General features: G+C 68.6%; 16 protein-coding genes. 9 read left to right on the top strand and 7 right to left on the bottom strand.

Translation table 11 applies throughout. From position 1 onward, the window contains the following. Positions 1-37: 37 nt before the first annotated feature. Genes M3C25_RS08675 through M3C25_RS08665 form a run of 3 tightly spaced genes read right to left on the bottom strand, consistent with a single transcriptional unit; the run spans position 38 to position 3,281 of the window. Complete coding sequence (locus tag M3C25_RS08675; RefSeq protein WP_259855912.1) at positions 38-1,615, bottom strand: tripartite tricarboxylate transporter permease; 1,578 nt, start codon at positions 1,613-1,615, stop codon at positions 38-40. Beyond that, positions 1,615-2,250, bottom strand: a complete 636-nt coding sequence (locus tag M3C25_RS08670; RefSeq protein WP_259834035.1) for a tripartite tricarboxylate transporter TctB family protein — start codon at positions 2,248-2,250, stop codon at positions 1,615-1,617. The genes M3C25_RS08675 and M3C25_RS08670 overlap by 1 nt, the downstream gene beginning before the upstream one ends. Then, positions 2,247-3,281, bottom strand: a complete 1,035-nt coding sequence (locus tag M3C25_RS08665; RefSeq protein ID WP_259855907.1) for a Bug family tripartite tricarboxylate transporter substrate binding protein — start codon at positions 3,279-3,281, stop codon at positions 2,247-2,249. Before M3C25_RS08665 ends, M3C25_RS08670 begins: the two co-directional genes overlap by 4 nt. Positions 3,282-3,509: 228 nt before the next feature. Between M3C25_RS08665 and M3C25_RS08660 the strand changes: the two genes are divergently transcribed. Continuing rightward, positions 3,510-4,826, top strand: coding sequence for an MFS transporter (locus tag M3C25_RS08660; RefSeq protein WP_259855902.1), 1,317 nt, complete (start codon positions 3,510-3,512; stop codon positions 4,824-4,826). 59 nt (positions 4,827-4,885) lie between these two features. On the opposite strand, the gene mgtE is transcribed toward M3C25_RS08660, so the two are convergent. Beyond that, on the bottom strand, positions 4,886-6,238 hold the full coding sequence (gene mgtE / locus M3C25_RS08655) for a magnesium transporter (RefSeq protein ID WP_259834030.1): 1,353 nt from the start codon (positions 6,236-6,238) through the stop codon (positions 4,886-4,888). Between the two features lie 77 nt (positions 6,239-6,315). On the opposite strand from mgtE, the gene M3C25_RS08650 reads away from it, so the two are divergent. Beyond that, positions 6,316-7,293, top strand: coding sequence for an SCO6745 family protein (locus M3C25_RS08650; RefSeq protein WP_259855900.1), 978 nt, complete (start codon positions 6,316-6,318; stop codon positions 7,291-7,293). On the opposite strand, the gene orn is transcribed toward M3C25_RS08650, so the two are convergent. Beyond that, positions 7,280-7,876, bottom strand: a complete 597-nt coding sequence (gene orn / locus M3C25_RS08645) for an oligoribonuclease (RefSeq protein WP_259855898.1) — start codon at positions 7,874-7,876, stop codon at positions 7,280-7,282. The genes M3C25_RS08650 and orn overlap by 14 nt on opposite strands. Positions 7,877-8,102: 226 nt before the next feature. On the opposite strand from orn, the gene M3C25_RS08640 reads away from it, so the two are divergent. The 3 genes from M3C25_RS08640 to M3C25_RS08630 all read left to right on the top strand — a co-directional run bounded on the left by M3C25_RS08640 (position 8,103) and on the right by M3C25_RS08630 (position 12,611). Beyond that, entirely contained in the window at positions 8,103-9,737 is a 1,635-nt protein-coding gene (locus tag M3C25_RS08640) for a DUF8094 domain-containing protein (RefSeq protein ID WP_259855896.1), read from the top strand. Positions 9,738-9,774: 37 nt separating this feature from the next. Continuing rightward, positions 9,775-10,734, top strand: a complete 960-nt coding sequence (locus M3C25_RS08635; RefSeq protein WP_259855894.1) for a tetratricopeptide repeat protein — start codon at positions 9,775-9,777, stop codon at positions 10,732-10,734. Between the two features lie 119 nt (positions 10,735-10,853). Then, on the top strand, positions 10,854-12,611 hold the full coding sequence (locus M3C25_RS08630) for a DUF8094 domain-containing protein (protein WP_259855892.1): 1,758 nt from the start codon (positions 10,854-10,856) through the stop codon (positions 12,609-12,611). A gap of 103 nt (positions 12,612-12,714) precedes the next feature. Here M3C25_RS08630 and M3C25_RS08625 read toward each other — a convergent pair whose 3' ends face one another. Both M3C25_RS08625 and M3C25_RS08620 read right to left on the bottom strand, forming a co-directional pair. Then, positions 12,715-13,128, bottom strand: coding sequence for a hypothetical protein (locus M3C25_RS08625; protein WP_375545110.1), 414 nt, complete (start codon positions 13,126-13,128; stop codon positions 12,715-12,717). Further along, a complete protein-coding gene (locus M3C25_RS08620; protein ID WP_259834020.1) occupies positions 13,125-13,484 on the bottom strand; it encodes a hypothetical protein in 360 nt (119 codons plus the stop codon). Before M3C25_RS08620 ends, M3C25_RS08625 begins: the two co-directional genes overlap by 4 nt. Before the next feature lie 38 nt (positions 13,485-13,522). Between M3C25_RS08620 and M3C25_RS08615 the strand changes: the two genes are divergently transcribed. From M3C25_RS08615 to M3C25_RS08600, 4 genes are all read left to right on the top strand, one after another. Beyond that, positions 13,523-14,788, top strand: a complete 1,266-nt coding sequence (locus tag M3C25_RS08615; RefSeq protein WP_259834017.1) for a cysteine desulfurase family protein — start codon at positions 13,523-13,525, stop codon at positions 14,786-14,788. After that, positions 14,785-15,963: a tRNA 2-thiouridine(34) synthase MnmA gene (gene mnmA / locus M3C25_RS08610; RefSeq protein WP_170273341.1), complete on the top strand. Its 1,179-nt coding sequence runs from the start codon at positions 14,785-14,787 to the stop codon at positions 15,961-15,963. The genes M3C25_RS08615 and mnmA overlap by 4 nt, the downstream gene beginning before the upstream one ends. A gap of 77 nt (positions 15,964-16,040) precedes the next feature. Continuing rightward, positions 16,041-18,095: an alpha/beta hydrolase family protein gene (locus M3C25_RS08605; RefSeq protein WP_259855889.1), complete on the top strand. Its 2,055-nt coding sequence runs from the start codon at positions 16,041-16,043 to the stop codon at positions 18,093-18,095. Further along, on the top strand, positions 18,092-19,252 hold the full coding sequence (locus tag M3C25_RS08600) for a uroporphyrinogen decarboxylase/cobalamine-independent methonine synthase family protein (protein WP_259834012.1): 1,161 nt from the start codon (positions 18,092-18,094) through the stop codon (positions 19,250-19,252). Before M3C25_RS08605 ends, M3C25_RS08600 begins: the two co-directional genes overlap by 4 nt. Positions 19,253-19,481 lie beyond the last annotated feature (229 nt).

Here is a 19,481-nt window from a genome sequence, read left to right as displayed (position 1 = left end):
TCGCCCAGCAGCGCCGGGCTCACCGGCAGCCAGTCGGTCAGCGCAGCTTCTGATCCTCGGCATCCTCAGCGTGCTCGGCCTCGGCATCAGCTGAGGCTGAGGCGTCGCCGATGTCGCCGACCCGGCGGCCGCGCAGCCGGCCGATCGTCGTGTAGACGAGTGCGGCGGCGAGCACGACGTAGAGGATGATCGACAGCGGTGAGCTGAAGAAGGTGGCGTAGCTGCCGCCGGAGCTCAGCAGCGCATCGCGGAAGTTCGTCTCCGCCAGCGGACCGAGCACCATGCCGATCATGAGCGGAGCCAGCGGCACACCGTAGCGGCGCAGCACGAGACCGAGCGCGGCGATGATGAGCAGCAGCGCCAGATCGAACACCGACGAGGAGGTGGCATAGACGCCCAGGCCGCAGAACACGGCGATGCCGGCGTACAGGTGCGGGGCCGGGATCTTCATGAGGCTCGCCCACACGCTGGCCAGCGGCAGGTTGAGGATGAGCAGCATGATCATCGCGATGAAGAACGAGGCCAGCAGCGCCCATACGAGGTCTGGCGCTCGGTCGAACAGCAGCGGGCCGGGCTGCAGACCGAACTGGCGCAGTGCCGCCAGCATGATCGCTGCGGTCGCTGAGATCGGCAGGCCGAGTGCCAGAAGCGCGCCAATCGCCATCGCCGTAGTCGCGTTGCCCGCCGCCTCGGGGCCGGCGATGCCGCGGATGGCACCGCGCCCGAACTGCGGGTCCCCGCGGTTCTTGTCCAGGCGCTTCTCCAGCCCGTAGGACAGGAAGGTCGGCACATCGGCACCGCCGACGGGGATGACGCCGAAGGGCAGGCCGATCGCGGTGCCGCGCAGCCAGGCCGGCATCGACTCGCGGAACTCAGCTCGCGACAGGAACGGCCGGCCGGTCTCCGGGGTCTGCGTCAGGTGCTCGGTGCGCCGGATCCGGGAGGCGATGTGGAACACCTCGCCGAGGGCGAGGATCGCAACGGTGACGGTGACGAGTGAGATGCCGTCGAACAGTCCGGGCAGACCGAAGGTCATCCTCTCGGTGCCGGAGACCGAGTCGATGCCCACCAGTGAGATGCCCACGCCGAGCACGAGGGCCGAAAGCCCCTTGAGCACCGAGTCGGCCACGACCGAGGAGGTCGCCACGAAGGCGAAGAGGGCGAGTGCCGTGTATTCGGCGGGCCCGAAGTTCGTAGCGAAGTCCGCCAGCGCCGGAGCGAAGAACACAACGACGACGGAGGAGACGATGCCGCCGATGAATGCGCCGATAGCCGCGGCCGCCAGCGCTTGCGGGGCGCGGCCTGCTTTGGCCATCCGGTGTCCTTCGATCGAGGTAGCGATCGCTGATGGCTGGCCGGGGGTGCCGGCGAGGATGCCCATCGTCGAGTCGCCGAACAGCCCGCCGAAGTACACCCCGGACATGAGGATGAGCGCACCGGCCGGGTCGAGGGCGAAGGTCATCGGCAGCAGCAGCGCGACGGCCATCGACGAGCCGAGACCGGGCAGCACGCCGACAGCGGTGCCCAGCAGGCAGCCGACGAACACCCATAGGAGGTTCATCGGGGTGACGGCTTCGGCGAAGCCGCCGAAGAGGGACATGAGACTGTCAAGCATCACAGACCTCCGAGGATGCCCGAGGGCAGGTTGAGACCGAGCGAGACGCCGAGGGCCAGGTAGATGATCGAGGACACGGTGAGTGCGACGGTCGCATCGAACAGCGGCTTCGTCGAACCCATCGCGCGCGTGACGCACCAGTACAGGCCAGCGGCAGCGAGGATCCAGCCGAGCGGTTCGAGCAGGAGCACGAAACCGGCGAAACCGCCGATCGCCCACGCTAAGGACGCGTAGTCGCTGAAGGTGCGGTAGCGGCCCTGGGCTGCGGCGATGTCATCCGGGTCGGCTGAGGTGCCGCCGGCAACCGCCCCGCCAGCCTCGACCGGGGCCTCGGGCGTGCGGATGTAGGCGACGGCGAGCAGCGCGGCCAGCAGGTAGCTGGCGGTCGCAATGACCATCGGCACGAACTGCGGGCCGGGCTTGTCGGCATCTTCGGCGACCTGCATCGTCAGCACGCCGTAGAGCATGTACGTGCCGAAGGCGGCCATGATGAGCGCGAGCACCAGCCCGGAGCGGCCGGTCCACCAGGACCTGTCGCCGGCTGCGCCCGCGCTGGCTCCCGCGCCCCCGCCCGCGGCAGCGGTGCGGTGCGTGCCCGAGGTGTGGGCTCCGGTGTGTGCAGGGGTCTCGTTCACAGTCCCAGCTCCTCAAGCAGCTCGGCGGTGTTCTTCTGGTCCTCGGCGAGGAAGTCCTCGAACTCCTCACCGATCATCCACGCATCAGTCCAGGAGTTGCGCTGGAGCGCGTCCTTCCATTCCTCGCTGTTGCGGGTTTCCTCGAGCATCGCGATGAGTTCGGATTTCTCCTCATCAGTGATGCCGGGGGCGGCGAGCAGGCCGCGCCAGTTGCCCATGACGACGTCGACGCCCTGGTCGACCATCGGCTCGACGTCGACGCCATCGAGCGGTCCCGGCGAGGTCAGCCCGAGTGCTTTGATGCGGCCGGCCTCGATCTGGTCGGAGACCTCGTTGTAGCCGGTCGAGGCGACATCGGTGGTGTCGGAGAGCAGCGTCTGGATCGCCTCACCGCCACCGGACTTCGGGATGTAGGTGATGTCCCTGCCGTCGATTCCGGCTTCCTGCGCCAGGCGGGCGATAACCTGGTGATCGAGCGAGCCGGCCGAACCGCCGGTCCAGCGGAAGCCGCTCGGATCGTCCTTCCATGCTTCGAGCAGACCGGGGATGTCGTCATACGGAGCATCGACCGGGGCGATGACGACGTCGTAGTCCTCCGCCATCCGGGCCAGCAGGGTGACGTCGTCGAAGCCGACCGGGGAGTCGTTGAGCTCGATGCCGCCGGTCATCGCCGAGCCGGTCGCCATGATCGTCGAAGCCTCACCGTGCATGGTGGAGAAACGGCCCAGGCCGATCGTGCCGCCGGCGCCGGGGATGTTGACGACTTGGGCGTTGCGGGCGACGCCGGAAAGGCGCATGGCCTGCTGCTGCTCGCGCACGAAGGAATCCCAGCCGCCCCCGGCTCCGGCAGGGGCGATCATCGTCAGCCCGGCGCGCAGGTCACCGGCCTGGCTGGAGGAGGAGAAGGAGAAGAAGGTCGCGGTGGCGATCGAGATGACGGCGACGAACGCATAGACCGTCAGCGCGATCTTCTTTGCGCGCGAGGAGGAACCGCGTGTCTGCGCGCTGCCTGAGGTTGGTGGACTTCCCACGAGCGGCTGTGTCCTTTCGAGGTCGGCGGCGTCGGCGATGCGGCATCGTCTGCGCCATGGGTACTGACCGATAGATTCTAGGCATTTGCTCAGACTGTGTCGAGGATCATCTCAGCTCGTGCAAAACAGCCCGCTGAGCGGGTCGAACGCACCGGGCCCGAGGCGGTGGGGCGGGTATACGATGACAGCACAACCGGCAGCACACGAAAGGCGCAGGCAGACAGGCAGATGAACAGGGCACAGCAGTCCTCGCACATGTGGCTGTGGTTGCTCGTCGCAGCCGCCGTGTGCACGCAGACCGGTGTGTATTTGCTGCGGCCGGTGACGACATACAAGCTCATCGACCTCGGCACCGGGGCGACCTCTGTTGGTCTCGTCACTGCGATCTACGCCCTCGTCCCGCTCGTGGCGGCACTCGCCCTCGGACGCCTATCGGATCGCACCACCCGGCTGCGGCTCATGGTCCTTGTCGGTGCGCTCATCCTCGTCGCCGGCGGCGTGCTGCTCGCGCTCGCCCAGTCACTCGTGCTCGTGGCAGTGGCCAATGCGATCCTGGGCATCGGCCATCTCGTCTTCACGATCGCCGGACAGTCCTCGATCGCCCGCTACGCGCGGGCCGATCAGCTCGACTTCGGCTTCGGTTGGTTCACCGCTGCATACTCCGCCGGGCAGATGATCGGTCCGCTCGGTGTCACCCTGTTCCTCAGCAGTCAGGCTGCCACCCGGACTGGCGAGGTGTCGCTGGCGTTGTGGCTCGGTGCGATCATCACCGCTGGTGCGGTGCCGCTCATGCTCTTCAGCTCCCGGGCCTTCCAGCCCCGCCAGCAGGGATCGACCGGTCCCGAGGCGGGGGCTGAGCCCGAGGCAGAGGCTGCGTCCGGGGCACCGGCCGGTCCCGAGGCGGGGGAGCGGACTGCAGACCCGCAGCCGGAGACGGACGCACCGGAGACGTCGGAGCCGGAGCAGGCGCGCGTGCGCTCGATCCTGTCCAACGGCGACATCCGGGCGGCGATGCTGTCGTCGCTGGCGCTGCTGGCCGTCCTCGACATCCTCGTCGCCTTCCTCCCGCTCGTCGGCGAGGAGCATGGTGTCGCCCCGGCCTGGATCGGCGTGCTGCTGGCCGTCCGCGGTGTCTCCTCGATCATCTCGCGTGTGTTCCTGCCGTACTTCTCCCACCGCTTCGACCGCAGCCTGCTCGTCTTCGTCAGCGTGCTCGGTGCCGGAGTGTCACTGATCTTCCCGCCGATTGTGCTCGACTGGATGTGGTTGGCGGCGCTGTTCATGCTCATCAGCGGGTTCTTCCTGGGGTTGGGTCAGCCGCTGACGATGGCGCTCATCACCTCATCGGTGCCTGCGGCCTGGCGCGGTTCAGCGCTGGCGCTGCGCCTGATGGGCAACCGGATCGGGCAGGTGGCGATGCCGCTCATCGCAGGTGTCGTCGCCGCTCCGGTCGGGCCTGCGGCAGCGATCTGGTGCGGGTCAGGTCTGCTCATCGCTGCGGCGGCGAATCAGTATCACCGCAACCGTGCCGGCGGTCAGGAGTGACAGGGCAGGCGTCTGGTTGAGAGACAGACGCGAAGCCCAGGCGCCACAGCGTCCGACTCTCAGATCCCGAGAAGCAGCTTGGCGATGCCGAAGTAGATGAGCAGACCCGAGGCGTCGACGAAGGTTGTGATGAACGGGTTGGAGAACACGGCAGGGTCAGCACGCAGCGCCTGCGCTGCCATCGGCATGACTCCGCCGACGGTGGCAGCCATCGTGCACACGCAGACGAGGGTGAGCCCGATGACGAGTCCGATGTGGAAGTCATACACGGCAGTCGTGAGCAGGAATCCGAGCGTACCGAGCGAGAGACCGAGCATGAGACCGACGAGGAACTCCCGGCCGATGACCTTGAACGAGTCCCGCGGCGACACATCGCCCAGCGCCAGAGCACGCGTGACCGTCGTCGCCGCCTGATTGCCGGTGTTGCCGCCGGTGCCGATGAGCAGCGGGACGAACACCGAGAGCACGAGCATCTGGCTCAGTGTGGCTTCGAAGACCTCCAGCACCTGCACTGTCAGCGTCGCCCCGATGGCGAGCACGAGCAGCCAGATGATGCGCGAGCGCATGAGTGTGATGACCGAGGTCGACATGTACGGCCGGCGCAGCGGCTCCGAACCGGACATGCGCGCCAGGTCCTCGGACTCCTCGTCCTCGAGCACCGTGAGAGCATCGTCGATGGTGAAGATGCCGACGAGCCGCTGCTCGGAGTCGACGACCGGCATTGCGAGCACCTTCGCCTCCGCACACCGGCGGGCAGCGGTCTCGATTGGGGTGCGGGCGTGGACCATCTCGGGCTTGACCATGAAGTCGCGCACGAGCGTGTCCGGCGCGGCTTCGATGACATCGCGCAGGCTCACCACACCGGTGACGATCCGGTCGGCGGTGAGCACCGGGATCGTGTACAGCGTCTCCGAGTCCTTCGACCGCGCCCGCACATGCTCCATCACCTCGGCAGCGCTGGCGGTCTCGAGCACGTGGATGAGCTGCGGGCTCATTCGGCGTCCGACCGAACCGCGCGGATAGCCGAGCACGATCGCCGTCAGCTCCCGCTGCGAGCGATCAAGGGTGCGCAGCATCTTCGAGGCGACCCCGGCCGGCAGCTCATCGAGCAGTTCGACGGCGTCATCGGGATCGAGTTCGTCGAGGACCGCGGTGACCTCTTTGTCCGTCAGTCCGTTGACGAGCTCGCCGCGCAGCTCCGCGTCGAGGGCGTCGAAGACCTGGGCGGCGCGGTCCTTCGACAGCAGCCGGTAGACCACCGCCCGATCGCGCGGGTTCATCCGCTCGATGACCGCGGTGACATCGCTGACGGTCATCTCATCGAGGGTGTGGGTCATCGCATAGACGTCGTTGCGGTCGACTGCCTCCTGCAGCGACTGCTCATAACTGGCGCGCAGCTCCTCAATCCGCATGTTCCAACACCCTCCTTCTGTCTCATCGGCGCTCAGCGGCAGGCGCTGAGTTCATCCGCATCTCCTATGCTGGGTCCATGTATGACGCGCAGCACATCGAACGCATCCGCACGACGACGAAGCGGCTCGATGCACTTCACTCCGCCAGCTACTTCTCCCCGGCGGTCGCCCGCGCGTTGGCCGAGATCGGGCTGACGCACCCCTCTGGCGGGTACTTCGCTGCGCGTTCGGCTGCGCTCGGCCAGGTGCCGGCCTCGGTCGTCGCTGCGACGTTCTACAGTTTCAACGCTGACTTTATCAGCGAGTTCGTCCCGGCCTGCTGGGATCTCGCCGCGCCCGAGGCGGTGCTTGCCGCCCGGCATCGCGGGGTCGAGGAGATGATGGCTGAGATCTTCACTGCCGAGGGGGTCGAAACCGATGCGCTCGCCGATGCCGCCGCCGAGGTGCTGACGCTGCTGCAGCCGGTGCTCGAAGTGATGCTGCCCGACGGCCGGACGCTGTTCGCCGCCCATGCCGAGGCGCTGTCGGAGGGGATCGCCACCAGTGACGGCGTGCTCGCGCCGCTGACCCAGCTGTGGGCAGCGGTGACGCTGCTGCGCGAATACCGCGGTGACGGGCATATCGCTGCGCTGCTGGCCCACGATCTCACCGGTTTGGAATCGGTCATCCTGCATGTGGCCAGCGGCACGAGCTTCACCGCGCGGTCCGCGCGCCGCTCACGCGGCTGGTCGCACGAGATCTGGGAGACCTACGTCGAGGGGCTGATCGACAACGGCCTGCTGCAGCGCACCGGCCAGCACACCGACGCCGAGGCGGCCGATCCGGAACAGGTGGCCACCGGCGGGCTGGCACTGACCGATGAGGCGATCGTGCTGCGTGAGGCGATCGAGGACGCCACCGACGACACCGTCGCCCACGCGTGGAGCATGCTCGATGAGCATGAGCATGCCCGACTGGCGGAGCTGGCGACGCCGCTGGCGCGCACCGTGGTGAAGTCCGGGGTGTTCCCGGCGAAGGTGTTCGCGCCGGGGTCGGGAATGGTCAGGCGCCACTGACCGCTTGGGCGGCTGCGGTCGCCTCATCCCCGGTCGGCTCTTCGGCGCGGAAGAGCAGTGTGCGGTAGTACTGCAACTCGCGGATCGAATCCTGGATATCGCCCAGCGCCCGGTGCCCGCCGGTCTTGGCCGGGGCGCAGTAGTAGGCGCGCGGGTACCAGCGCTTGGCCAGTTCCTTGATCGAGGAGACGTCGATGATCCGGTAGTGCAGCACCTCGACGAGGTGCGGCATCTGCGCCTGCAGGAACTGTTTGTCGGTGCCGACTGAGTTGCCGCCCAGCGGGGCGCGCACCGAGGCGGGCACATGCTGGCGGATGTAGTCGATGACCTGCTGTTCGGCAGAGGCGACATCGGCGCCGGAGTCGAGCTCATTGATGAGCCCGGAGGCGGTGTGCATGTTCGTGACGAACTCACCCATCTGGGCCCGGGCCGCATCCGAGGGCCGGATGATGATGTCGATGCCCTCGTCGACGGGGTTGAGGTCGAAATCGGTGACGATGCACGCGATCTCCACCAGCTCGTCGGTGCCGACCTTGAGGCCGGTCATCTCACAGTCGATCCATACAATCTTGTCGGTAGCCACAAGAGCAATCCTAGGACATGGCCACCCGGCCACCACCTCGGCACCGATGCCCACCGCCTCGGGACCGGGGCCACGGGTACGCGGTCTGAGCGAACACTCAGACTGTGCCGCTAACCTGGTCGGCTGTCCTCCGCCGCGCCGGGTCACCCCGGGATCCTGAGGCGGGTCAACTACACTTGAAGCACGCGTGCGCACCCGCGCCTGAGCCGTTGAACGAAGGGACTCCATGCGCTATTTCCTAGCCGGACTGCTGGTGATCGCCGGCCTCATCCTCGGCGGAATCGGGATACTGCAGAAGACCGCCTGGGCACCGGACACCCAGATCACGAGCTCGGCGACCTTCGACGATCCCGGCTCGGTCATCGTCGTCGAGCCCGGGGTCCTCAACCTCTACGAGACCCCAGCTGAGCTGACGGTCGAAGGCGAAGGCGAGATCACCATCGCGCAGGCCAGCAAGGAGAACGTCGACGCGTGGGTCGGCACGAGCACCCACACCACCGTCACCGGCGTCGACGGTGAGGGAGGGCTCGTGACCGAGAAGGTCGACGGCGAGGAGAACACCACCCCGCCGGTCGCCGGCGCGGACTTGTGGAACGCCGAGACCACCGCAGCCTCCCCGGCGAAGCTCGAATGGGATCAGGACGCCGGGCGCACCAGCTTCGTCATCGGCACCGACGGAGAGAATCCGGCCGCCTCGAAGGTGACGCTGGCCTGGCCGAACGACACCGCCACCCCGTGGGCGATTCCGCTCATGATCATCGGCGCGATCCTCATCGGCCTCGGCATCCTCGCCGGCTGGTTCAACCGCAAGAAGGCCATCCGCGAAGCCCAGCGCCGGCAGGCCCGCCAGGAGCGGCGCAAGAAGCTCGCCCAGACCGGTGCCGCCTTCGCCATCGTGCCGGTCATCGCGCTCGCCGGCTGCGGTTCCGAAGAGGTGCCCAAGGCCAAGCCGTCCGATCCGCCGGAGACCCCGGTGGCCGTCATCGACGACGGGCAGGCCGACCGGATCCTCAGCCAGGTCGCCGAGACCGTCGCCGCCGCAGACAAGGACACCGATGCCGAGGCGCTCAAGGCCCGGGCCGACGGACCGGCCCTGCAGCAGCGTGAGGCCGCTTACAAGGTCAAGGGCAAGGCCAAGGACGCCAAGCTGCCCCCGGCCGTCGCTGCCGATGAGATCGCCCTGAACTTCACCGCCGCAACCGACCAGTGGCCGCGGGTGACCCAACTCGTGACGAAGAACACCGAGGACGGCAGCCTGCAGCTGCTCGTGCTCTCCCAGGCCGACCCGCGGGCGGACTACAAGCTGTGGGCGCAGACCGTCATCCTCGGTGGCGCCCAGATCCCCGAGGTCGCCGACGCGCGGCAGGGCGCCGAGCTGCTCCCGGCAGACGCCGAGGGCCTGCGCCAGACCCCGGCCGACACCGTGAAGAAGTACGCCGAGGTGCTCGCCAAGGGCAAGGACGCCAAGGATGCCGGCGCCTACACCGAAGACGCCCTGCGCAAGCACATCGCCGATGCGCAGAAGAAGCAGAAGGACACTCTGTCCGAGGGCAAGGCGAAGGTCGAGTACAAATACGAAGGCGGCCCCGAGGTCGTCGCCCAGCGCACCGCCGACGGCGGGGCACTGGTGACCGGCTCGATCCGCGGCACCTCGACGATCACCCCGGACAAGCAGGACGACCGCACCGGCGAGATCACTCTGCCCAAGACCCAGGCAAAGGTCACCGGCGAGAAGACGACGAAGAAGAAGCTGGAGACCGAGTTCCAGTACATGGTCACCTTCGTCGTCCCGCCCGGTGAGGACGGCCAGATCACCCTTGTCGGATTCAGCGAAGCACTCACCGGAGCCAAGCTGCTCTGAGTTGCAGCCGCCCCATGCGAAAGGAACCCATACGAGCATGACCGAACACCCAGGAAACCCCGCCGCCGGCAGCCAGGGACTCGACCTGTCCGCCGTGCGCAGCCGCAGCCAGGCCGAGACCGCACCCGCCGCACCCGCCGGCGGCGCACCAGCCGGTGGTGCACCGGCGGCCGGTGCTGACACCGTCAGCGTGCCGGCCCTTGTCTTCGATGTCACCGAGGAGACCTTCAACGACGTCGTCGAACTGTCGATGAGCGTCCCGGTCGTCGTCGACCTGTGGGCCGACTGGTGCGGGCCGTGCAAGCAGCTCTCCCCGGTGCTGGACAAGGTCGTGTCCGACTTCGGCGGCAAGGTCGTGCTCGCCAAGGTCGACGTCGACAAGAACCCGCGCCTGCAGCAGGTCTTCCAGGTCCAGTCGATCCCGACGGTCGTGGCGATCCTCAAGGGCCAGCCGGTGCCGCTGTTCCAGGGCGCCCAGCCCGAACCGCAGGTCCGCCAGGTCTTCGAACAGCTCGTCGCCGCAGCCGCGCAGAACGGCGTGACGAAGACGGCCGTGCCTGCCGGTGAGCAGGCCCCGGCCGCCGCCGGCCCAGCCCACCCCGAGGCGATCAAAGCACTCGAACGCGACGACCTCGATGGTGCCGAGCAGATCTACCGCAAGGCTCTCGCCGAAGCACCGGCGGATGAGGAGGCCCGCCTCGGACTCGCCCGCGTCGGCCTGCTCAAGCGCGTCAAGGACGCCGATCCCGAGGCGGTGCGCGCGGCAGCGGCTTCTGACTCCACCGACGTCGACGCCGCCCTGGCATGTGCGGACCTCGACACCGCCGGCGGACACGTCGACGACGCGTTCAACCGGCTGCTGACGATCCTGCCGAGCCTGACCGGAGACGACAAGGAGCGTGTGCGCACCCGCCTTGTCGAGCTCTTCGACGTCGTCGGTGCTGAGGACCCGCGGGTGACGAAGGCCCGCTCCCGCCTCATGCGCGCCCTGTTCTGAACCGGCCTTCCGGCTGGTCGCCCTAAGGTCGGCCAGCCGGATCACCGCCGGATCGCCGCTGACCAGCTGACCGTTCCGCCGCCCATCTGTTCCCGCACGAGAAAGGACCGCTCAACCGCGTGGTTCGCCTCATCCTCGCTGCCTTCTCCGCCATCGTCGGGCTCGTCTGCGCTGCCCTGTCGCTGTCAGCGCTGTCAGTCGTCGGCGCCGATGACATCGTCGACACCGCACCATCCCAGGTGCACGACGGCGCCTACGCCTTCGTGCTTAACCCGCAGCTGGTGCCGTTCGAGAACACCGAGGCGACCCTGCAGGTCAGCGGGGACACAGACCTGTTCATGGGCACGGCCAGCGGGGTTGATGTCGACAGCTACCTCACCGGCATCGCCCATGAGGAAGTCACCGAGATCGATTTCCCGCAGGCGCTCAAGACCCGGTTCGTCGATGGGGAGCCGGCACCGCTGAACGACGCGGCCGGCCGGGACTGGTGGACCGCCTCGCAGACCGGCAGCCAGCTGTCGCACACCTTCGACCTCGACGCCGAATCCGGTGAGGTCATCGTCGTTGCCCCAGCCGACCCGGAGGGCAACCTCGATGGAGTCGACGTGCAGCTGAAGATGGACACCGGGGGAGTGTTCCCCGCCAGCCTCATCGGCCTGGCCATTGCGATCCTCGCCTTCGGCGCGGCCGCCTACTTCCTGCTGCGCTGGCTCGACGCCCGGCCCGGACGCCGGCGCCGGCTGCGCCGCGAGTACGGCCGCGGGGGATCGGGCCGCGGCGGCTCAGGAGGCTCCGGCATGTCCGACCTCGGAAACCGGGCGAAGGACCTGGCCGGCCGGACCGCCGCCTCGGCCAAGCGCGCGACGGCGCGGAAGAACCGCAGCCAGCGCACAGCCCAGCGAGCGCGGAAGGCCACCGGCATCGGCTCCGTCGTCACCCTCGGAGTGCTCGCCGGCTGCTCACCGCTGCCGGTCGCCCAGCCCTCGAGTCCGAACCTCACCGAATTCGAGCGCCCAGCCCTGCGGGCAGGCGAGGCCGGAGAGTTCCTCACCTCCTACACCGAACGTCTCGACGCCAGCCTCAAGGGTGACGAGGACCAGCTCGACAAGATCCAGGCGCCGCCGCTGCTCGACCGCACGCGCGCCGAGATCCTCATCGCCAAGGCCGGCAAGACGGAGCTCTCGGCGGTGAACTTCGACCAGATCGTCGCCGGTGGGCCGTCGTTCGCCGAGTACCCGATGTGGTTCATCGCCTTCGGCAAGCCCGCTGAGAGCGATGAGACCGTCCAGGCGATGCTCGTGACCCGCGAATCGGCAGGCGAGGACTGGCAGGTGACGCAGAGCCTGTTTGTCCCGCAGGAGAACGTGCCGACCCTCGTGGCCGGCGGCACCGGCGCGGTCGAGCAGTCGGGCAAGGAATTCACCGAGCTGGGCACCACCGCCAACGAAACCCTCCAGCAGTACCTGGAGACCGGTGAGATCCCAGAGAACGACCAGAGCATCGAATACGCCTCAGACGCCTTCACCGGGTTCCGCGACTATGTCGATGAGATGGCCGGCAACGACGAGGCCTTCGAGGACACGAAGGTCACCTGCGACCCCTACGACCAGGCGACCGTGCCGCTGGCCTCCCACGGGCTCAAGACCGAAACCGGGGACGTGTCCTTCGGCGAAGTGCGGTGCGCGATCGAACTCAAGGTCCGCTCCGGCGGGTCGATCGACGTCGGCGAAGAGCTCGAAGCTGTCATGACGAGCGACCTCGAAGGCGGCAGGCTGGTCATCAGCACCTCGATCCCCTACATGCTGCTCGGCTCTGAGCAGACGAACCTCATCGTCGGTTCCGACTGGTTCCTGCTCGAAGCCCAGACCACCGACTGACGGGCGGACCGGCAGGCTGCCTGACTGTTCAGGCGCGGTCACGTCAGCCGCGGCAAGCTCAGCCGCGGCATGCCCAGTTGCGGCATGTCCTGCCGCACCACACTCAGACACGGTCGGCTGCCACGCGCCTGCCGACCCGGCGCAGCCACAGCAGCCCGACGATCGGCAGCACGAGCGGGATGAAGCCGTAGCCGATCCCGAACAGCGACCACACACTCGGCTTCTGGAACAGCTCCGGATGAGTGAGGCTGAGGAACCCGACGACGATGACACCGATGAGTTCGAATGTCGTCGCAGCAACCGCGATCCGGTGCGAGGTGCGCGAGCCGATGACGAGGCAGACGGTGGCGATGATGTAGACGACGGCTGCGAGTGCGGACAGCGAGTACGCCAGAGGCGCCTCGTGGTAGTCGCGGATGAGCTGCACACCGGCGCGTGCGGTGGCCGCCAGGGCGAAGATCCCGTACACCGCAGTCAGCCCACGGCCGGGACCGGTGTGCATGGCCGAATAGCTCACAGCCAAATCTGATCCATCCTCTCAATCATGATGCCCACGGTCGCGGCAGCGGCGGCCAGCACACCGGGGCCCCAGCGGCTGAGTTCGGCGAACGCCCAGAAACCGGCCAGCGGCAGCAGCACGATCGCGGTGAACAGGTAGCCGAAGAACAGCACCCCGTCGGTGTCGCCGGACTGGCCCCACAGGACGATGGAGACGACGAGCTGAACGAGCAGCAGGAGCAGCAGCACGCTGGCTCCGCCGAGCATGAGGATGCCGGCTGGCCGATTCCGGATCGTCTGCACGAGCGCCCACAGGCACAAGCCGGCCGAGGCGGCGAAGAGGGTGTAGGTCAGTACGGTGAGCACGCCCAACATTTTAGACCCACGCGAGGCTGCCGCGTAGAATGGGGTCAGTGCGCGTCTATCTCGATCACGCCGCCACCTCGCCGATGCCCGCTGAGGTGCTGACGGCCTTCACCGAAGAACTCCACCGCGTCGGCAATCCCTCGTCGCTCCACGCGGACGGTCAGGCTGCCCGGATGCGCATCGAAGCCGCCCGCGAAGCTCTTGCCGACTGCCTCGGCGCGACGACCCCGTCCGAGGTGATCTTCACCTCCGGTGGCACCGAAGCCGACAACCTCGCTCTCAAGGGCATCTTCTGGGCCCGCAACGCCGGCCGCACTGCCGGGCCCTTCGAGCGCCCGCGGGTGCTCGTCTCCGCGATCGAGCACCACGCGATCCTCGAGACCGCCGAATGGCTCGAATCCTGCGGTGCCGAACTCGTCATCCTGCCTGTCGATGAGACCGGACGGCTCGATCTGGCCGCCGCCGAGGCGGAGATCGCCGCGGCACCGCAGCGCACCGCCCTCGTGTCGGTCATGCTGGCCAACAACGAGATCGGCACCCTCCAGCCGGTGGCCGAGCTCGCCCGCATCGCCGAACCTCACGGCATCCCGGTCCACACAGATGCGGTGCAGGCCTTCGGGCAGGTGCCGGTGAACTTCGCCGAGCTCGCGGTCGCTGCGATGACGGTGACCGCCCACAAGCTCGGCGGGCCGGTGGGCATCGGTGCGCTCGTGCTCGCCCGCGACCTGACCCCGGTGCCGGTGCTGCACGGCGGGGGACAGGAGCGCAAGGTCCGCTCCGGCACCCTCGACGTCGCCGGGGCTGCCGCCTTCGCGGCCGCCGCCGAACGCGCCTGCCGCACCCTCGACTCAGCTGAGACCGCACGGCTGCGCGACCGGCTCATCGCCGGCATCGAAGAGCGCATCCCGACCGCCCGGCTGTCCGGCCGGCGCGGGGATGAGCGGCTGCCGAACAACGTCCACATCGTCTTTCCCGGCTGCGAAGGCGACGCGCTGCTGTTCCTGCTCGATGCCGCCGGCTTCGCCACGAGCACCGGCTCGGCCTGCCAGGCCGGCGTCTCCCGGCCCTCCCATGTGCTCATGGCCTGCGGGGCCGATGAGGACACCGCCCGGTCCGTACAGCGCTTCACCCTCGGCCCGGAGACCACCGAGTCCGACATCGACGCGCTGCTCGACGTGCTGCCGGGCATCGTTGAACGCGCCGCCAAGGCCGGCATGGTCTCTGCCGCCCCGTCATGGCAGGCGACCACCGCCTCGGGCCCGGCGACCACCGCCTCGGGCGCGGCCGCCGCATCTGCAGGAGGACAGTCATGAGGATCCTTGCCGCCATGTCCGGCGGCGTCGACTCCGCAGTCGCCGCCGCCCGCGCCGTCGACGCCGGCCACGAGGTCGTCGGCGTGCACCTGGCGCTGTCCCGCATGCCCGGCACGCTGCGCACCGGCTCGCGCGGCTGCTGCACGATCGAGGACTCCCGCGACGCCCACCGGGTCGCCGGCATGCTCGGCATCCCCTTCTACGTGTGGGACTTCTCCGAACGGTTCAAGGAGGACATCGTCGATGACTTCATCGCCGAATACTCCGCCGGGCGCACCCCGAACCCGTGCATGCGCTGCAATGAGCGCATCAAGTTCGCAGCCCTGCTCGACCGGGCGCTCGCGCTCGGCTTCGACGCGGTGGCGACCGGCCACTACGCCGAGATCATCCGCGCTGACGACGGCACTCCCGAGCTGCACCGCGGACTCGACCTGAACAAGGACCAGTCCTATGTGCTCGGCGTGCTGACTGCCGAACAGCTCGAACACTGCTATTTCCCCATCGGGGCCTCCGCCTCGAAGGCCGAGGTGCGCGCTGAGGCCGCCGACCGTGGCTTCCCGGTGGCGAACAAGCCGGACTCCTACGACATCTGCTTCATCCCCGATGGCAACACCAAGGCGTGGCTGGCCGACAAGATCCCGATGCGGCCGGGCCTCATCAAGGACGAAGCCGGTGAGGTGCTCGGTGAGCACGACGGCGCGATGACATACACCATCGGCCAGCGCAAGGGACTCGGAATCGAGAAGCCGGCCGCTGACGGCAAACCGCGCTACGTCGTCGGCATCGATGTTGCTGACAACTCCGTGACCGTCGGGCCCAAGCAGGCGCTGCGCGTCGACCGGCTCGAAGGCATCCGCACCACCTGGTGCGGGCTTCCGCCAGCCGACATCGGCGACAGCAAGACGACCGCGATCGACTGTGAGATCCAGATCCGTGCGCACTCCGATCCGGTGCCAGCCCGCGTGTGGCTCGGTGAAGTCGATGAGACCGTCCCAGCACACGAGGAGAACCTGCCGGCACCCCGGCCGCGCGGACAGATCATGCACGTGGCCGTCGAGGAGCCGCTGTCCGGTGTGGCCGCCGGCCAGACGATGGTCGTCTACCGCGGCACCCGCGTGCTCGGCCAGGCGACGATCGACCAGACCGCCCGCAGCGCCGAACTGCTCGACGCGTGAGCCCGCACGCGGCTGCGGCTGCGCTGTGCGATCCGGGGAGCGCGGGCAGCGTCCGTGCGGTTCGGTAATCTGTGGCCATGACCATCGCGCCATACGGTTCCTGGCCGTCTCCGATCTCCGCCGCCGATGTCGCTGCCGGCTCCGAGCCGATCAGCGACGCGCGCTTCATCGGCGATGCCATCATCTACGCCGCCCGCGTCAGCTCCGAAGGCGGACGCACCGGCATCGTCGTCAACCGATCCGGTCACCTCGGCGATGAGATCCAGCTGCTGCCACCGAACTTCAGCGCTCGCTCCCGCGTCCACGAATACGGCGGCTGCCCCTGGGCCGCCGACCCAGCAACCGGCACGCTGCTCTTCGTCAACGCCGACGACCAGCGCATCTACCGCCTCGACATCTCCGCCGTGCTCAATGGCTCGGCACCAGCACCCGCCTCACCGCCGGTGCCGATCACCCCGGACACCGACATGGCGATCCGCTATGGGGACCTGACCTACACCGGTGGGCGGATCCTCGCCGTCGAGGAGACCCACGAACACCTGCTGCCCGGCGCCTCGGGAACGGAGATCGCCGACGCAGCCAGCACACGGGCCTCCGAGCAGCCGATCACCCGCAGCATCGTCGCCGTCGACGACTCCGGTGTCACCCGCCTGGCCGACGGGGCGCGGTTCCTCGCCTGGCCGCGCATCAGCCCGTGCGGGACGCTGCTGTCGTTCATCGGCTGGGAGCACCCGCACATGCCGTGGGACGAGACCGCCGTGTTCCTTCAGCCGCTCGACGCATCCGGCGCACCCGAGGGCCCAGTCGAGAAGATCTTTCACCGGCCGGGAGTCTCCGTCCTGCAGCCGGAGTGGCTCTCACGCACGAAGCTCGCCGTCACCGCCGACCCGACTGGCAGCTGGCAGCTCACCGGGCTCGACGTGCCGGCCTTCCGCGCACAGGCCCGCGGAGACACAGGCGTCATGCCCGCCGAAGAGGAACCGCTGCTCAGCATCGAAGGTGAGATCGGCGGGCCGCTGTGGATGCTGGGAGAGAAGCACTACCTGCCCGTCGACGGCGGCAGCCGGGTGCTCGCCGCCGCACGCTTCGGCACCAGCCGGCTCATCTGGGCCAACCCGCGCTCACACGAACATCAGAGGCTTGACTGCCCGCTGTCCGACATCGAACTCCAGGACTACCGCAACGGCACCGCTCTCATCATCGGCGGATCGTCCGAACGGATCCGCGGCCTGTACGCCTACACCCTGGCCACCGGCGAACTCGAACCCGTCGCACTCTCGGCCACCGCCCCGGACCGCACGCAGGCGGCCTACTATCCGCGCGCCGAGCTGCACGAATTCGACGGCATCCATGCGATCGTCTACCCGCCGCGCCACCCCCACTACACGGGACCCGAGGGTGAGAAGCCGCCGTATGTCGCCTTCGTCCACGGAGGGCCGACCGGCCAGGCGGTGCCGAAGGTCTCTGCCCATCACGCCTTCTTCACCTCCCGGGGCATCGGGGTCATCGACGTCAACTACCGCGGCTCGACCGGCTACGGACGTGCCTACCGGGATGCGCTCAAAGACCAATGGGGCATCGTCGATGTCGCCGACACTGTCACCGCCGTCACCGGGCTCGTCGACGCCGGGCTGGCAGATGCCGACCGGCTGGCGATCTCCGGCGGCTCGGCCGGCGGCTGGACGGTGCTGCGCGCACTGACCACCACCTCGGTGTTCGCCGCCGGCGCCAGCTACTACGGCGTCGGCGACCTGCGAGCTCTGGCTGAGGAGACCCACGACTTCGAATCCCGGTACCTCGACGGGCTCGTCGGCGTCTACCCAGAAGAAGCCGAACGCTACATCTCCCTCGCCCCGGTCAACCTGCTCGATGAGCTCGCCGTGCCGGTGGCGGTCTTCCAGGGTGAAGAGGATCCGATCGTCCCGCCGAGCCAGGCCCGCCTGCTCATCGACGCTCTCGAAGCCCGCGGCCTGCCCTACACCGCGACCTTCTACCCGGGCGAGTCCCACGGCTTCGTCCAGGCCGCCAACGTCACCGACTCCCTTGAACAGGAGCTGTCGTTCTACGGACGCGTCATGGGATTCGACACTCCCGGCCTGCCGGCAGCCCGGATGAAGGGACGCGGCCGGTGAGCCGGCATGGCTACAGCGCCGACCGGGTGTTCGCCTCCGGCCGAGGCGGATGGCCGATCACGACCGCCGCCTGGACCGGCACCGGACGCCCGGCAGACGGGGAGTCGCGCACCGAGTCCGATGTCCGCGAGGCCGCCCGCATCACTGCAGGGATGCTCGCCGAGGAGGCGATCCCGTTCCTGCCGGCGGTCACCACTGGGCCCGGCAGTGAAGGCGTCGCCCGGGCTGCCGCGCTGTGCACGGACCTGACCGTCGAAGCCACCGCCGCAGGCTGGCGGCTGACCCACTTGCCAGGCCGGGATGCCCGTCGAGCAGCCTCACGGCTCGGGGAGGATGCCGACGCCGCCGCCGAGGTGTTCGCTGAGTACGCAGGCCCGGTCAAGATCAGCTTGCCAGGTCCGGTGAGCCTGGCGGCCCTGCTGCTCGAACCCCGCGGCGAATCGACGCTGGCCGATCCCGGTGCACGCCGCGACGTCATGGCCGCTTACGCCCACGGGCTCAGCGAGCACGTCACGCACCTGCATCGGCTGATGCCAGACGCTGAGGTCATCATCCAGCTCGACGAACCGCATGCCGCTGCCGCACTGTCCGGGCAGCTGGCCACCACAGCCGGGCGCACGCGGCTGCCGGCCCTGCCCGAGACCGAGGCGGTCACTGCCTGGCGAGATATCCGCGAGGCCATCGCTTCGGCCGGTGGACAGATGCTAGCGTTCCTGCCCGGGAACCGACCGCTGACCTGGTACAGCCACGGCCAGGCCCGCAGCCTCACCGAGGTGCTCACCGGTGCCGGCATCGGCGGCATCGGCATCGACGTCGATGCGCGCACAGACGCACGGCTCTTCGAGCAGGTCTTCGCCTGGTGGGATGGTCACCGGCCCACGGCTGCCGGTCACCCGGTTCCGGCGCTGACGCTGGGAGTCGGGACCGCCTCGGGAACGGGAATCGACATCGCCGCCTGGCGGCACCGGCTCACCGGCGTCGTCGAGACCCTCGGACTGCCCGATGCGGCACTGGCCGAGCTCGGCATCCTCACCGGCCCGCCGGCCCCGCTCACCCGCGCGCAGGCCCAGGCGGCCGCCGATGCGGATCCGGTGCATCCGCGCACCTGGCTGGCAGCAGCGAGCCAGCTGGCGCAGGAGTGCGCGGGCCTGGACTGAGCCTAGAACACCGCGAATGAACTCTCCGTAGCTGCGTGGGATTCACCCCTGACCATTCTGGACCGCTGCGCCAGTGCCCTGAAGTGACGGTTGCATCTGCTCGATTGAAAGATGTCAAAAGTGCCTGAGACTGTTGGCACGAAATCACTGAGCACCACACCACACGGTGCTGGATCCGTCCATGAGGCGTGATGCCGATCGTTGCCCTCAGGAACGCACTGAGAACACA

The organism is Brevibacterium luteolum (genome assembly GCF_025147615.1).
In the GTDB taxonomy this organism is placed as follows: Bacteria; Actinomycetota; Actinomycetes; order Actinomycetales; family Brevibacteriaceae; genus Brevibacterium; species Brevibacterium luteolum.
Note: the sequence above shows the minus strand (reverse complement) of the source record. Positions and strands in the feature narration are given on the sequence as shown.

Excerpts from the sequence above, each read along its gene's own strand:
- M3C25_RS08640 (WP_259855896.1), top strand. The coding sequence starts at position 8,103 with ATGCGCTATTTCCTAGCCGGACTGCTGGTGATCGCCGGCCTCATCCTC.
- mgtE (WP_259834030.1), bottom strand. The coding sequence starts at position 6,238 with ATGCGGATTGAGGAGCTGCGCGCCAGTTATGAGCAGTCGCTGCAGGAG.
- M3C25_RS08605 (WP_259855889.1), top strand. The coding sequence starts at position 16,041 with ATGACCATCGCGCCATACGGTTCCTGGCCGTCTCCGATCTCCGCCGCC.
- mnmA (WP_170273341.1), top strand. The coding sequence starts at position 14,785 with ATGAGGATCCTTGCCGCCATGTCCGGCGGCGTCGACTCCGCAGTCGCC.
- M3C25_RS08620 (WP_259834020.1), bottom strand. The coding sequence starts at position 13,484 with ATGTTGGGCGTGCTCACCGTACTGACCTACACCCTCTTCGCCGCCTCG.
- M3C25_RS08635 (WP_259855894.1), top strand. The coding sequence starts at position 9,775 with ATGACCGAACACCCAGGAAACCCCGCCGCCGGCAGCCAGGGACTCGAC.
- M3C25_RS08650 (WP_259855900.1), top strand. The coding sequence starts at position 6,316 with ATGTATGACGCGCAGCACATCGAACGCATCCGCACGACGACGAAGCGG.
- M3C25_RS08675 (WP_259855912.1), bottom strand. The coding sequence starts at position 1,615 with ATGCTTGACAGTCTCATGTCCCTCTTCGGCGGCTTCGCCGAAGCCGTC.
- M3C25_RS08660 (WP_259855902.1), top strand. The coding sequence starts at position 3,510 with ATGAACAGGGCACAGCAGTCCTCGCACATGTGGCTGTGGTTGCTCGTC.